Source organism: Sphingomonas sp. UBA978 (assembly GCF_002292295.1).
In the GTDB taxonomy this organism is placed as follows: Bacteria; Pseudomonadota; Alphaproteobacteria; order Sphingomonadales; family Sphingomonadaceae; genus Sphingomonas.
This window is the reverse complement of the sequence record NZ_DBBS01000021.1, coordinates 418,016-433,860: the sequence shown is the minus strand read 5'-3', so window position 1 is coordinate 433,860 and position 15,845 is coordinate 418,016. Positions and strand designations below refer to the sequence as shown.

3 protein-coding genes are annotated in these 15,845 nt (G+C 71.7%); all 3 read left to right on the top strand.

Annotated features, from left to right (window positions below; all coding sequences use genetic code 11):
- Positions 1-207: 207 nt before the first annotated feature.
- Genes B2515_RS16950 through B2515_RS16940 form a run of 3 tightly spaced genes read left to right on the top strand, consistent with a single transcriptional unit; the run spans position 208 to position 15,831 of the window.
- Positions 208-7,599 (top strand): type I polyketide synthase, encoded by a 7,392-nt coding sequence (locus tag B2515_RS16950; RefSeq protein WP_293878356.1) that lies wholly within the window; start codon positions 208-210, stop codon positions 7,597-7,599.
- On the top strand, positions 7,589-8,953 hold the full coding sequence (locus tag B2515_RS16945) for an MATE family efflux transporter (protein WP_293878354.1): 1,365 nt from the start codon (positions 7,589-7,591) through the stop codon (positions 8,951-8,953). The genes B2515_RS16950 and B2515_RS16945 overlap by 11 nt, the downstream gene beginning before the upstream one ends.
- Positions 8,950-15,831, top strand: coding sequence for an amino acid adenylation domain-containing protein (locus tag B2515_RS16940; RefSeq protein WP_293878352.1), 6,882 nt, complete (start codon positions 8,950-8,952; stop codon positions 15,829-15,831). The genes B2515_RS16945 and B2515_RS16940 overlap by 4 nt, the downstream gene beginning before the upstream one ends.
- The last annotated feature ends 14 nt before the right edge of the window (positions 15,832-15,845 follow it).

Here is a 15,845-nt window from a genome sequence, read left to right as displayed (position 1 = left end):
AGTAAAAGATGACATTATTTCAACGATCTAGACTTTTAACTTCAGGGGAATGACAATCGCCGTCCCGGATCGGATCACGATCGTACGCAAGATTTTAACGATGACAGCTATACCCGACGCCGCGACGTCTTCATCGCATCACGACCGGAGCTGCCCGTGACCTTGCCGAGCCCTACCCCTGCCGTTGCCGCGGATTCCGGCCGCACGATGCTGGACCCGATCGCGATCGTCGGCCTGTCCGGCCGCTATCCCAAGGCGCCCGATCTCGACACCTTGTGGCGGAACCTGATCGGCCGCGTCGATGCGGTGGGCGAGGCGGACGGCAGCCGCTGGGACCTTGGCCATCATGTCGCGGGCACCTCGAATGGCACGCGCATCTATACGAAGGCGGGCGGCTTCCTCGACCGGATCGACGCGTTCGACGCCGACTTCTTCGGTATCACCCCGCGCGAGGCGAAGCAGATCGATCCGCAGCATCGCCTGCTACTCGAACTGGCATGGGAGGCGTTCGAGAGCGCCGGCATCGTCCCCGCCACGCTGTCGGGCAGTGCGACCGGCGTGTTCGTCGGCATCTCCAGCAACGATTACGCCAATCTGGCGCAGGACGAGGTCCCCGACGCCTACACCAATATCGGCAGCGCGCTGTCGATCGCCGCCAACCGCATTTCCTACATGTTCAACTTGCATGGTCCCAGCATGGCGATCGACACCGCCTGTTCGTCGTCGATGGTCGCGATCCATCAGGCGTGCCGCGCGCTTGCGTCGGGCGAGGCGGAAGCCGCGCTCGCCGGAGGCATCAACATTCTGGCCAGCCACCGCCCCTTCATCGGCTTCGCGCGCGCCTCGATGCTGTCGCCGGACGGCCGCTGCAAGAGCTTCGACGCCGACGGCAAGGGCTATGTCCGGGCCGAGGGCGGCGGGCTGATCCTGCTCAAGCGGCTCGCGGATGCGGAGCGCGACGGCGACCCGATCCTCGCGGTGATTCGCGCCACCGGCGTCAATTCCGACGGTCGCACGATGGGCATGGCGCTTCCCAACGGCGCGGCGCAGGAGGCGTTGCTGCGGCAGGTCTATGGCGAGAGCGGCGTGGCGGCGGACGACGTCTTCTACGTCGAGGCGCACGGCACCGGCACCGCCGCGGGCGATCCGATCGAATGCGGCGCGATCGGCCACGTGCTGGGGACGCCGCGCACCGGCGCGGGCGACGTCTGCCGGATTGGCTCGATCAAGTCGAACATCGGCCATCTCGAATCGGGCGCGGGCATTGCCGGCCTGACCAAGGTCCTGCTGTCGATCCGTCACCGCGCGCTGCCCGGCAATCTCCACTTCGACACGCCCAATCCGAAGATCGCGTTCGACGACTGGAAGCTCAAGGTCGTCGACACCGTGACGCCCCTGCCCGACCGCGCCGCGCCGCTGCGCTTCGGAGTCAATTCGTTCGGCTTCGGCGGCACCAACGCGCATCTCATCCTCGAGGAATATCGCAGCGTCGCGGCGCCTGCCGTCACCCCGGCGGATGCGCCCGTCTGGAACCCGCTGCTGATCCTGTCGGGCCAGTCGCCAGCCGCACTGGAGGCCCAGGCCGACGCCTGGATCGCGCAGCTCGACGACATCGACACCGCCGGATGGGAACGCCTCAAGGCCGGCGCGGCGCGCCTGCGTGCGCTGCACGCGCATCGTCTCGTCCTGTGGGCGGAAAGCGCCGCGGACGCCCGGGCGCAGCTGATCGCCTTCCGCGCCGGTGAAGCCCCCGCCCTGTCGAGCGCGGTCCGCGGTCGCGGCCTCGCTGCCGCGGGTGCTGCGCCGATCGCCTTCGTCTTCTCGGGCAACGGCCCGCAATGGTGGGGCATGGGCCGGGAGCTGCTGGCCGAATGCCCCCCGTTCCGCGCCGCGATCGAGGAGGTCGATGCGATCTTCGCGCCTCTGTCGGGCTGGTCGCTGGTCGAACGCATGGCCCGCGACGAGGCGGACACGGATATTGCGCTGACCGAGGTCGCGCAGCCGATGCTGTTCGCGCAGCAGGTCGCGCTGTGCCGCGTCCTCGGGCTGGCGGGCATCGCGCCGGCGGCGGTCTTCGGCCACAGCGTCGGCGAGGCCGCCGCGGCCTGGGCGTCGGGCGCGCTCAGCCTCGAGCAGGCGACGACGGTGATCTACCACCGCAGCCAGCAGCAGGCGACGACGCGCGGCGCGGGCAAGATGGCCGCGATCGGCCTGTCCCCCGCCGAGGCGGAGCGCGAGATCGCCGATATCCCCGGCTGGATCGAGATCGCCGCGGTCAACTCCCCGCGCGCGGTGACCGTCGCCGGCGACGAGGTGGCGCTGAAGACCCTCGAGGCCCGCCTCACCGAACGCGACAAGTTCGTCCGCATCCTCGCGCTCGACTATGCCTTCCACACCCGTGCGATGGACCCGATCGAGGCGCCGCTGCGCACAGCGCTCGCCGGACTCGCCCCTGCCACTACGCGCGTGCCGATGGTGTCGACCGTCACCGGCGCGGTGATCGACGGCGAAGCGCTCGACGCCGATTATTGGTGGCGCAACATCCGCTGCCCGGTCGCCTTCGATGCCGCCGCGCGTGCGGTGATCGAGGACATGGGGATCACCACCCTGATCGAGGTTGGCCCGCATCCGGTGCTCAAGGACTATGTGCTTCAGGTCGCCAAGGCCGCCGGCATTGCGGGCGTCGCCGCCCGCACGACGCTGCGCCGCCCGTCCGAACGCAAGCCGGCACCGGAACTGGCGACGCTGCAGACCGCAATCACCGGCGTCTATGCCGCCGGGGCCGGCGATGTCGCGACGCTGTTCCCGCACGTCGATCGCACGCTGACGCTGCCGACCGTCGTGTGGCAGCGCCAGCGTCACTGGCGCGGCGGCGCGGAGATGCCCGACGCGGTGCCGGTCACGACGCGCGACCACGCCCTGCTCGGCGCACGCTCGCGAACGGCCGAGGGGTTGTGGACGAATGCGATCCAGCCGAGCCTGCAACCGCATCTGCGCGACCATGTCATCCAGGACGCGGCGGTCTTCCCCGCCGCGGGCTATATCGAGATCAGCCTCGCCGCCGGCCGCCTGACGATGGGCAGCGAGCGGATCGACGTGGAGACGTTCGAGATCCTGCGCCCGCTCATCCTGCCGGTGGACAGCGAACCGGTGATCGAAACCACGCTCGACGCCGCCGACGGCACGATCGTCATCCGTTCGCGCAGCGACGTGTTCGCCACCGACTATACCGTCCATTGCAAGGGCCGCCTGTCGAAAATGGACGGCGCGCAGCCCGATCCGATCGACCTCGCCGCACTCCGCGCCGACCTGCCGGTATCGGTCGCCGCGGCGAACCATTACGCCGGCTGCGACAGGCGCGGCCTGCGCTACGGCCCGACCTTCCAGGGCGTCCGTTCGATCGCGCTGACCGCCCCCGATGCCGCGACGCGCGTCGCGCTTGGCGAGGTCGCACTCGACTGGCTGGGCGATACCGATCTGGCCGACAATCACTCGCACCCCGCGATCGTCGACGGCTGTCTGCAAGTGCTCATCACGCTGATCGGCCAGAACGATGCGCGCGCCTGTGCCACCATCCCCGTGCAGGTCGACCGCGTCCGCTCGTTCGCGCAGATCCCAGCCCGGGTCTTCTGCCGCGTCACCCTGCGCCGCGAGAGCGAACGCTCGGGCATCGCCGATATCGACGTAACCGATGCGGACGGCACGATATTGCTGCAACTGCTCGGCGCGCGCTTCCAGAAGGTCGAATTCGGCGCCGTCGCGCTGACCCGGACCGCGGAGGACTGGCGGCCCGACCTCGGCTGGACGCCGCGCGTGTCGGGACCGATCGCGCTGCCGGCGCTCGATACGCTGGTCGGCACGATCGCGGCCGACGCGATCGACCCGGCTTTGGTCGCCGGGATCGACCGGCTGATCGGCGGCCACGCGGTCGCCGCCCTGCGCGCGCTCGACGATACGGCCGACGACTTCACCATCGCCGGGCTGGCGCTATCGGGCGAGGTCGAGGACGACCAGCGTCCGCTGCTGCGCGCGCTCGTCGCGATGGCGCAGGCCGATGGCGCGCTGACGCGCGACGATGCGACCGGGCGGTTCGGCTGGAATGCCGACAATGATGCGATCGACACCCGGGCGACGCTGCGCAGGCTAATGCTCGACCATCCGGACTGGGTCGCCGAACTGGTCGCGATCAGCCGTGCGGGTGCCGGTCTGGTCGCGCGGCTGCGCGGCGAGCCCGACTTAGGGATCGCGATGGTCGAGGCGCTGGAGGACGGCGCACCCAGCCGCGCCGCCGCCAACCGCGCCGCCGCCGACGTGCTGCGCCGCGTCGTCGCGGCATGGCCCGCCGATCGCGGTATCCGCGTGCTGGAGATCGGCGGCGGCACCGGCGGACTCGCCGCCGCGCTGCTCCCCGTGTTGCCACCGCAGCGCGGCGACTATCTGTTCACCGACCCGTCCGAGGCGTCGGTCGCGCGCGCGCAATACCGGTTCGGCGGCGAGATGCACTTCCGCGCCGTGGTTCGGGACGAGGCGCTGCTCGCGGACCGCGGCTTCGACGTCGTCGTCGCGGGCGCGGCGGAGGACCCGGCGGCGCTCGCCGGCTATCTCACGCCGGGCGGCGTATTGATCGCGCTCCACCCGCACGCCAACCGGCTGACCAATCTGCTTTACGGCCCCGTCGAGGGCGGTCCGGCCCGCGATGCCGACCCGCTGCCGTTCAGCGCACAACAAGTCGTGGCGGAGGTGTCGCCCTTCGGTCCCGACCTGATCGTCGCTCGCCGTGATGCGGATGCGAACGTCGCCATCCCGGCGATAACAGCCGACACCCGCCGCCGCACGCTGATCGTCACCGCAGCAGAGGTCGGCACGCCCTTCCTCGAGGCGCTGGTCGCGGCATTGGGCACGCCATCGGTGCGTGTCGTCGATCCCGCGACGCTGGACGATGCCGCGATGGCCGCGCTGGTCGCCGAAGAGCATCCCGACGAATTCGTCCATCTCGCCGGCTGGGCGCATCGCGCCGACGCCGCCGACCTCGATGCGATGCTCGGCCATCAGGATGGCCGCGCGTTCAGCCTGATCGCACTGGTCAAGGCGATCGAGACGCATATCGCCGACCATCCCGAGGATATCGACTTCCAGCCGCAGCTGCGCATCGTCACCCGCGGCGCGCTCGGCGGCGTGGCGACCGGCCCGATCGATCCGTTCCAGGCGACCGCCGCGGGCATCGGCCGCGTCATGGCGAACGAGGTCGGCAGCCTGCAATGCCGCCTGATCGACGTCCATGCCGAACCCGACGACGTGGCCGCGGCACAGGATGTCGCCCGCGCGCTGCTGACCATCGGCGACGAACCGGAGGTGCAGCTGGTCGACGGCATGCGCTACGTCGCGCGCGTCCGCGAGACCGGCCATGCCGAACAGGCGCGGCTCGCCCCGTCGCCCGCGCCGGTCGCGGCCTATCGCCTCGATACGCAGGCGCAGGGCGGGCTCGATTCGCTCCACCTGCGCGAGATCGTCCGCCGCGCGCCCGATGCGGGCGAGGTCGAGATCCGCATCGCCGCCGCCGGCCTCAACTTCCGCGACGTGCTGTGGGCGATGGGGATGCTGCCCGAGGAGGCGGTCGAGCACGGCTTCTCCGGCGCGACGATCGGGATGGAATGTTCGGGCATCGTCGAACGCGTCGGCGACGGCGTCGGCCATGTCGCGGTCGGCGACCGGGTCGTCGCCTTCGCCTCTTCGACCTTCGCCACGCATGTCACCACCGCTGCGATCGGAGTCGCCCGACTGGCGGACGGCATCGAACTCGCGGCGGGCGCGACGATCCCGACGACCTTCGTCACTGCCTGGTATGCGCTCGACCATCTCGCGCGGCTGGCGCCGGGCGAATCGATCCTGATCCATGGTGCCGCCGGTGGCGTCGGCCTCGCCGCGATCCAGATCGCGAAGATGAAGGGCGCGACCGTCTTCGCCACCGCCGGCGCGGACGACAAGCAGCGGCTGGTCCGCGACATGGGCGCAGACCATGTCCTCCACTCGCGCTCGCTCGCCTTCGCCGACGAGGTGATGCGGCTGACCGGCGGCAAGGGCGTCGACGTCGTGCTCAATTCGCTTGCCGGCGAGGCAATCACCAAGGGGCTGCAACTGCTCAAGCCCTTCGGCCGCTTCCTGGAAATCGGCAAGCGCGACCTCTACGCCAACAGCCGTATCGGCCTGCGCCCGTTCCGCCAGAACCTCAGCTATTTCGGCATCGACGCCGACACGCTGCTGGTCGAACGTCCGGAACTCGGCGCGCGCGTATTCGCCGAGGTATCGCGGCATCTGGAAAGCGGCGCGCTGCGGCCGCTACCCCATCTCGCCACCCCGATCGGCCGTGCGCACGAAGCCTTCCGCGCGATGCAGCAGTCGCGGCATGTCGGCAAGCTGGTGGTGACGATCGATCCCGCTGCCACGCCGCCGGTCGTGCCCGCGGACGGCATCCGGCTGCGCGACGATGGCACCTATGTGGTGTCGGGCGGTCTGGGCGGCTTCGGCCTCGCGACCGCGATCTGGCTGGCGGAACGCGGCGCGAAGCATCTCGCCTTGTTCAGCCGCCGTGGCGACGCGACCGAAGAGGCACAAGCCGGCATCGCCACGCTGTCCAATATGGGCGTGACGGTGAAGCCGATCGCGCTCGACGTCACCGACGGCGCCGCGGTCGAAGCCGCCTTCGCCGCGATCCGTGCCGACATGCCGCCGATCCGCGGCATCGTCCATGCCGCCGCGGTGATCGAGGATGCGCCGATCATCATGATCGACCGCGACCTGATGCATCGTGTCATGGCCGCCAAGATGCAGGGCGCATGGAACCTGCACCGCGCCTCGCTGGCCGATCCGATCGAGCAGTTCGTGCTCTATTCCTCGTCCAGTGCGGTGGTCGGCAATCCGGGGCAGGCCGCCTATGTGGGCGCCAACCTGTTCCTCGATGCGCTCGCGCAGTTGCGGCGCGCCGCGGGCCTGCCGGCGTTGTCGATCGGCTGGGGCGCGATCAAGGGCGCGGGCTTCCTGACCCGCAACGCGCAGGTCGAAGAAATGCTGTCGAGCCGTGCCGGCATGGGCGCGACGCCGTATCCGGTCGCGCTGGAGGATCTCGGCCGCATGCTCGCGGTCGATGCGACGCGGGTCGCGGTGGCACAGTTTAACCTGCTCCGTCTCGGCCAGTCGCTCGCGCTCGCCCGCACGCCGCGCTTCGAACGGCTGGTGCCGCAGGGGATCAACGTCGCCATGGCCGGCGGCGGATCGATGGCGGGCGTGCTGGAAGCGGCGGGCGAGGACGAACGGTTCGACCTCCTCATGACGATCGTGCGCGAACAGGTCGCCCGCGTCGTCGGATCGACCGCCGCGCAGATCGAGCCCGACCGCGCGCTCGCAGAACTCGGCCTCGATTCGCTGATGGCGGTCGAACTGGCGGAATCGCTGGAGCAGGAGATCGGCCGCCCCGTCTCCGTCATGCAGATGATCCAGGCCGGCACTGTGCTGGGGGTCGTCAACGTCGCGATGCGCAGCATCCGCGCCAGGGGACCGGCGGCGGACGGCGCCGCCGCGGCGGCGCTCGCCGATGCCGCCTGAACCGGGCGTCGGCGCCGACCGGCGCGGGATCGCCGCGCGGCTGACCGTCCTGTCGGAAACCGCGCCGCTCATCATCTCGCGCGCCGGCCTCGCGATGATGGGCATCGTCGACATGGCGATGCTCGCCCGCCACGGCTCGGCGGACCTGGCGGCGGCGGCGCTGGCGGAGGGCAGCTTCGGCCGCGTCCTCGACATCTGCGTCGCCTTCCTTGTCGGCGCGCTGCCGCTGCTCGGGATCGCACAGGGCAAAGGCGACACAGCCGCCGCGCTGGCGATCTGGCGGCGCGGCTGCGTCGCCGCGCTGGTGCTGGGTGCGCTGTGCCTGTTGCTCGCCGCCGCTGCCGGTCCGTTGTTCCGGCTCGCCGGTCAGCCCGAGGCCCTGTCCGCCGCCGCGGGCCGCGTCGTCGCCATCCACGGTTCCGGCGCCGTCTTCGCGCTCGTCGCGGTGGCGAGCGCGGTGTTTCTCGAGGGGATGAAGCGCGCGCCCGTCGTCGCGCTCGCCGTGATCGTCGCGAACCTCGCCAATCTCGCATTCAACCCGCTGTTCATCGCCGGCGGCCGGGGCATTCCCGCGATGGGCGCGACAGGCTCCGCATTGGTGACGCTCGTCGTCCGCATCGCCCTGTGCGCGATGCTGGTCGCGATGACCGCGCGCGCGGCGCAGCGCCTCGGCGAACCGCTGCTGGGTCGTCCGGTTCTGCGCGACACCGCCGGTCGCGAGCAATGGCGGATCGGCGCAATGATCGCCGGCACCGCCGCAGCGATGCACGTCTTCGGCATCGTGCTGACGATCATGGCGGGCTGGCAGGGCGCGCTCGCGCTCGCCGCTTATTGTTCGTGCTGGGTGCTCAACCTGCCGTTCATGCTGTTCGCCGGCGGCTATGGTGACGCCGCGACGCTGCGCGTGGCGCGGGGCGAGCGCCACCGCCTCCTGCGCGACGCCGCGATGCTCGCGCTCGGGCTGGCGGTGCCGGCGCTTGCGCTGGCGGCCGGTGCGGCCGGCGTCGCCACGCTCTACAACGCCGACCCCGCGATGCAGGCGCTGCTCACCACGCTGCTGCCGATGAGCGGCGCGGTGCTGTGGCTCGACGGCATGGGCCTGTTCCTGATCGCCGCGCTGCGCGGTCGCCGCGACGTCACCGTGCCGGCCGTGGTCCAGATCGCGACGATGGCGCTGACCGTGCCGCTCGCCGCCGGGTTCGCCCTTGCGCTCCACCACGGCATCGCCGGCATGGTCGCCGCGATTCTCGCGACCAGCGCGCTGCGCCTCGCCCTGGTGGCGGGTCGCGCCGCCCCCCTGTTCGGCCCGTTCGCGCGTGCCGCTTCCATCCTCCCCGATACGAGGCCGATTTGACCGCTCCCGCGCCGACCGACCACGACTGGCATCCGCTCGGCCTCGCCCAGCATGGCGTGTGGCTCGACACGCTGCTGCTTGCCGATCCCGCTGCCTATCGCGTCGCCACCACGCTTCGGGTGCATGCGCCGCTCGACGTCGCGACCTTGCGCGCCGCGACCGAGGCATTGGTCGCGGACCATGAGGCGCTGCGTCTGCGGATCGATGCCGACCGGCCACGCCAGCGCATCGCGCCCCCGACCGACGCCTTCCTGCTCACCGACCTCGCCGCCGCCGACGCGCTCGACGCGCATCTGGCGGCGGCGATGCGGCAGGGCTTTCCACTGGGCGACGCAGCCCTGTTCCGGATCGAGGCGATCCGCATCGCGCCCGACGACTGGTGCATCCAGATCGCCGCGCACCACCTGATCTGCGACGGCGTATCGATGGCGATGCTCGAAGGGGCATGGACCGAGCATTACGACCGGCTCGCCGGCCGGCCCGTCGCCCGCCCGCCGCTCGCCGCGTCCGGCATCGTCGCCGGCATCGCCGACGACCAGGCCTATGCCGCCTCCCCCGCGATCGACGCGGACCTCGCCTATTGGCGCACCCGGATGACGCCGCTGCCCGCGCTCGCGTTCGACGACGACCCCGCCATCGACACCGGCGGCGAAGGCCCGCCGCCGCTCGTCATCGCGCCCGATCGCTATGCCGCGATCGCCGCCGCAGCGCGCACGCTGGCGACCACTCCGCACCGCATATTGGTCGCGGTGGCGGGCATCGCGCTCGCCCGCCGCGCCGGCCATGACGACATCGCGATCGGCATGGCGCTGCACGGACGCGAGCCGGCGACGATGAACGCCGTCGGCATGTTCGCGCGGATGATCCCGATCCGCTGTACGCTGCGCCCCGGCGCGACGCTCGCCGACACGGCGAAGGCGATCACCACCGGGATCGACGCCGACCTGCGCCACGCGCGCCTGCCGATCGACCGGCTCGGCCGCGACCTCGGGCTGGCCGCGCAGGGCCGGCTGCACCTGTTCGACGCGGCGGTGACGATCATGCCGTGGCTCGGCGACGCCGCAGAGCCGACGCTGGCAGGCGCGACGATCGGGCACCCGACGTCGGCGAAGCGCGAAACCACGCCCTTGTCCTTCTACATGCGCGAAACCGTCGATGGCGGCATGACGATCGCCTTCGGCTTCACGCCCGAACGACTCGGCGGCGCGGAGGTCGCCCGGATCGCCGACCGGTTCGATGCGATCCTCAAACGCCTGTGCGAACGCCCCGCGACGAAGCTGTCCGCGCTGTCACCCCTGACCCCGGGCGAGGCGCAGGCGATCGACCGCTTCGTCCGCGGCCGGACGGTGCCGATCCCCGCCGGCACCGCGCTCGACCGGTTCGCCGCACAGGTCGCCGCCACGCCGGATGGAATCGCGTTAATCGATGCCGAGGGCACGCTCGATTATGCCGCGCTCGACGCGCGCGCGACCCGCCTCGCGATGCGGCTGGTCGCGGCGGGGGTCGCCCCCGGCGCCATCGTCGCCGTTGCGCTCGACCGGTCGCCCGCCAGCGTCGCCGCGATCCTCGCCATCGCCAGAGCCGGCGCGGTCTATCTGCCGATCGACCCGGCGCATCCGCCCGTGCGCATCGCGACGATGCTCGCCGCGTCCGGCGCCCGGCTCGCGATCACCCGCATGGACGCCGCGGCCTGCCTACCTGCGGACCTGCCCCGCCTCGACGTGGACCGCGACGACGGCGTGCACGCAACGCTACCGCCGCCGCCCACGGCCGGCGATCCGGCCTATGTCATCTTCACCTCGGGTTCGACCGGCGTTCCGAAGGGCGTGGTCGTGCCGCATCGCGCGCTCGTCAACCTGGACGTCGCGCGGCAGGATCACGATCCGATCGGGCCGGGCGACCGCGTGCTCGCGGCGATCTCGGTCGGGTTCGACGTCTCGATCGGCCAGCTGCTGCTGCCGCTGCTGCGCGGGGCCGCGATCGTCGTCGCGCCCGACCTGCGCACCCTTGCCGCCGCCGATTTCTGGGCATTCCTCGCCGACCACCGCGTCACCCACGTCAACAGCGTGCCGTCCTTCCTCAACGCCATGCTCGACGCTGCGCCCGCGGACGCCCGCCTCGCCCGGCTGATGCTCGGCGGCGAACCCCTGTCCGCCGCGCTCGCAGACAAGCTGCGCACCCGTCTGAACGGCACGCCGATCATCAACGTCTACGGCCCGACGGAGGCGTGCATCGACGCCAGCGTCTATCCCGTCCCCGCCGACCTCGACTCCGCGGTGGCAGCGCTGCCGATCGGCCGGCCGCTGCCCAATTATGCGCTCCACATCCTCGATGCGGCAGGCGCGAGCGTCGGCATCGGCCATGTCGGCGAATTGCACATCGGCGGCCCGAGCCTCGCCACCGGCTATCTCGGCGCGCCGGCACTGACCGCGGACCGGTTCGTCGAAACGGACCACGGCCGTCTCTATCGCACCGGCGACCTCGCGGCATGGCGTGAGGACGGGCAGATCGCGTTCCTCGGCCGCGTCGACGGGCAGGTGAAGATCCGCGGCCACCGCATCGAAACCGGCGAGATCGAGGCGATGCTGCGCCGCCACCCCGCGGTCGCGCAGGCGGCGGTGATCGCCCGCCCCGACGCGCGCGGATTGCTCCGCCTGCTCGGCTATGTCGTGGTCGATACCGGGGTCGATCCGGCGCAGCTGACCGCGCATGTCGCCGCCGGCCTGCCCGACTATATGGTCCCGGCCGCGATCCTGCCGCTGCCCGCGCTGCCGCTGACCACGAACGGCAAGCTCGATGCGCGCGCCCTGCCCGATCCCGCGCACGAGGCGAGCAGCGGCGGCCCGCCCGTCACCCCGACCGAAATCCTCGTCGCCGGCCTGTTCGCGGAACTGCTGGGCATCACGGCGGTCGGGCGCGAGGATGACTTCTTCCGGCTGGGCGGCCATTCGCTGGTCGCGACGCAGGTGGCGACGCGGCTGCGCGATCGTCACGCGCTCGCCGTGCCGATCCGCACGCTGTTCGAGGCACCGACCGTCGCCGGCTTCGCCACGCGGCTCGACAGCCTCGGCGCGAGCGATGCCGCGCGGCCGCCGCTCGTCCATGCCGATGCGCGTCCGGGGACGCTGCCGCTGTCGTTCGCGCAGGAACGGTTGTGGTTCACCGACCGGATGATGCCGGGGACGGCGCTTTACAACATGCCGCTGCTGTTCCGGGTCGAGGGTGCGATCGACCTGCAGCGCCTCGCCGACGCGCTGGACGCGCTGCTGGCCCGCCATCCGGCGCTCCGGACCCAATTCGCAGAGCGGGACGGCGTCGCGTCCCAGCATGTCGAGCCTGCCGGACCGATGCCCTTCACCGTCGTCGATCTGTCGCACGCCGCGGCCGAAACCGTCGAGGCGCGCGCGATGGCGGAGGCGTTGCGGCCTTTCGATCTCGGCACGGCGCCGCTGTGCCGCTTCACGCTGCTGCGGCTGGCCGACGAGCGGCATCTGGCGATCTTCGTCGTCCATCATATCGTCGCCGATGGCTGGTCGATGGGGGTGCTGCTCGCCGAGCTCGGCGCGTTGTATGCCGGTGCGGGCGACGCCCTGCCGCCGCTCGATATCGACTATGGCGATTATGCGCTGTGGCAGCGCGAGCTGCTCGCCGGCCCCGAACTGGATCGGCAGATCGCCTTCTGGACGCGGGAACTGGCCGACGCGCCGGCACTGCTCGCGCTCCCCACCGATCGCCCGCGTCCGCCCGAACAGAGCCATCGCGGCGGCCTCCACCCCGTCGTGCTGCCGCCCGCGCTCGCCGCGCGCATCGCCGCCTTCGCGCACGATCGCCACGCCAGCGTCTTCACCGTGCTGATCGCCGCATGGACCGCGACGCTGGCGCGATGGAGCGGGCAGGACGACCTCGTCGTCGGCACCGCGATGGCGGGACGGACCGACAGCCGGCTGGAGCCGCTGGTCGGCCTGTTCGTCAACACGCTGCCGATCCGCGCGACGATCGACATGACCGCCGGCTTCGCGACGCTGGTCGAGGACTTGCGCGACCGCATGCTCGACGTGCACGCGCATCAGGACGTGCCGTTCGAGAAACTGGTCGAGGCGCTCCGCCCGCCGCGCGACCCCGGCCAGCATCCGCTGTTCCAGACGATGTTCGTCCTGCAGAACACGCCCGCCGACGCGCTCGCGCTCGGCGACGCGCGGCTCGAGCCGGTCGCGCTGCCCGCCGCCCCGGCCCGCTTCGACCTGACGCTGTCGCTCGGTGAGGGCGCGAACGGCATCGCGGGCGAGATCAGCTATGCCGCCGACCTGTTCGATGCCGCGACGATCGTCCGGCTGGCGGATGGGTTCGCGACGCTGCTCGACGCGGCGCTCGCCGATCCCGCCTGCGCGCTCGGCCAAGTGGCGATGATCGGTGCGGAGGAACGCACGACGCTGCAGACGTGGAGCGGCGACGGGTCCGCGCCGATCCCGCCGGCGACCATCCCCGCGCTGTTCGCCGCGCAGGTGGCGCGGACGCCCGACGCTACCGCGGTCGTGCATGACGATGTCGCGCTGACCTATGCGGAGCTGGACGCGCGGTCGGATGCGCTGGCGGCGGCGCTCGCGGCGCGCGGCGTCGGCCCCGATGTCGCGGTCGCGACGATGCTGCCGCGTTCGGTCGACCTGTCGGTCGTCGCGCTCGGCGTGATGAAGGCGGGCGGTATCTATCTGCCGCTGATGCCCGACCATCCGCCCGCGCGACTGGCGGCGGCGGTCGCGGCGGCGGGGGCACGCATCGCGGTCGCGGCACGCGGAACCGCGGCGCTGCTGCCGCCGATGGCGGCGGTGGTGCCGATCGAGGACCTCGGTCCCGGCGCGCGCTTCGTCCCCGCCACTCCGCCCACGCCCACGACGATCGCCTATGGCATCTTCACCTCGGGATCGACCGGCACGCCCAAATGCGTCGCCATGTCGCACGGCGGCCTCGCGCATCTCGCCCGCGCGCGGCTGGCGCACGACCCGATCGTGCCGGGCGACCGCGTGCTCGCGACGTTCAGCGTCAGCTCCGACGTCAGCGTCGGCCAGCTCGTCACGCCGTTGCTCAGCGGCGCGACCGTCGTGATCGCCGACGAGCTTGCCGGCATGGCCCCGGCCGCCTTCTGGCGGCTGGTCGCGGATGCGCGGATCACCCACATCAACAGCGGCCCCGCCTATATGGCGGCGGTGATCGACGCGGCCCCGGCGGGCCTGCCGCTCAAGCGCCTGATGCTGGGCGGTGAGCCATTCCCGGTCGCCCTCGCCGCCCGGTTGCAGGCGCGGCTGCCCGGTGTCGAGCTGTTCAACATGTACGGGCCGACGGAAACCTGCATCGACGCGGTCTGTCACCGGGCGAGCGGCACGGAAGCGACCGCCGGCCTGCCGATGGGCCGCCCCCTGCCGGGCTATGCGCTGTCGGTGCTGACCCCGCACGGCGACATCTCCGGGATCGGCGTCACCGGCGAGATCCATATCGGCGGCCCCGCGCTGGCGGCGGGCTATCTCGGCCGTCCGGATCTGACCGCGGAGCGCTTCGTCGAGCGCGACGGCCGGCGCCTCTACCGCACCGGCGATCTCGGCCGCTGGACCGCCGAGGGCCTGCTCGAATTCGCCGGCCGCATCGACCAGCAGATCAAGCTGCGCGGCTTCCGCATCGAACCCGGCGAGATCGAGGCGGCGCTGTGCGCGCATCCCGCCATCATCGCCGCCGCGGTCGTCGTCGGCGGCGAGGGCGCCGCAAGACGGCTGCTCGCCTATCTGGTCGTCGAACCGGGCCGGGGCGCGCCCCCGACACCCGCCGAACTGGTCCGCCACCTGGCCGAGCGGCTGCCCGATGCGATGGTACCGCGCGCCTATCGCTTCCTAGACGCGATCCCCTTCACCGCCCATGCCAAGCTCGACGTCGCGCGCCTGCCCGCGATATCGGTCGAGGCGGAGGCGGTGGCCTTCGTCTCGCCCCGCGACGCGGCCGAGGAGGCGATGGCGGCCCGCTGGGCCGCGATCCTCGGCGTCGAACGCGTCGGCATCCATGACAATTTCTTCGACCTCGGCGGCCATTCGCTCGCCGCGCTGCGGTTGATCGCGGGCATTGCGGCGGACGACGGGCGCGACATCCCCGTCGGCCTGCTGTTCCGCCACCAGACCGTCGCGACGCTCTGCGCGGCCCTGGCCGGAGACGTCGCCGGGACCACCGGCCCGCTGGTGCCGATCCAGCCGGGCGAAGGACCGCCATTGTTCTGCGTCCACCCGATCGGCGGCGGCGTGTTCGGCTATGCCGCGCTCGCCCGCGCGCTCGATCCGCATCGCGCGGTCTATGGCCTGCAGGCCGCCGGCTTCGACGGTCCCGCCGAGCTGCCCGACAGCGTCGCCACGATGGCGGCCCGCTATGTCGCCGCGATCCGCGCGGTGCAGCCGAGAGGGCCCTATCATCTGCTCGGCCATTCGTTCGGCGGCCTCGTCGCGCATGCGATGGCGGTCGAACTGCGCGCGGCGGGCGAGCCGATCGGATCGCTGACCATGCTCGATACCGACCGCTGCGACGCGGGGGCACCGATCGTCGCGCCGCGCGATATCCCCGATGGCCACCTCGCGCGTATGGTCGCCAACGGCATCGCGCTCGCCGGCCGCCACCGCCCGACCGGGCGGGTGCCGTCGCTCACCTATCTGCGCGCCGACGGCGATAGCCGCGACACCGCGCGCGAGGCCTATTGGTGCGCGCTGGCGGATTATGCGGTGCGCGCCCGTCCGGTGTCCTGCGGCCATTATGCGATGCTCGATACCGATCAGGCGGAGACGATCGCCCGTCATATTACCGAAGCGGCCCTTAACCTCGTCGACACCCCGGCACGGGTAGCAGCGGCATGATGCGGACCGGAACG

Coding starts and splice junctions, on each gene's coding strand:
- B2515_RS16950 (WP_293878356.1), top strand. CDS start 208: ATGCTGGACCCGATCGCGATCGTCGGCCTGTCCGGCCGCTATCCCAAG.
- B2515_RS16945 (WP_293878354.1), top strand. CDS start 7,589: ATGCCGCCTGAACCGGGCGTCGGCGCCGACCGGCGCGGGATCGCCGCG.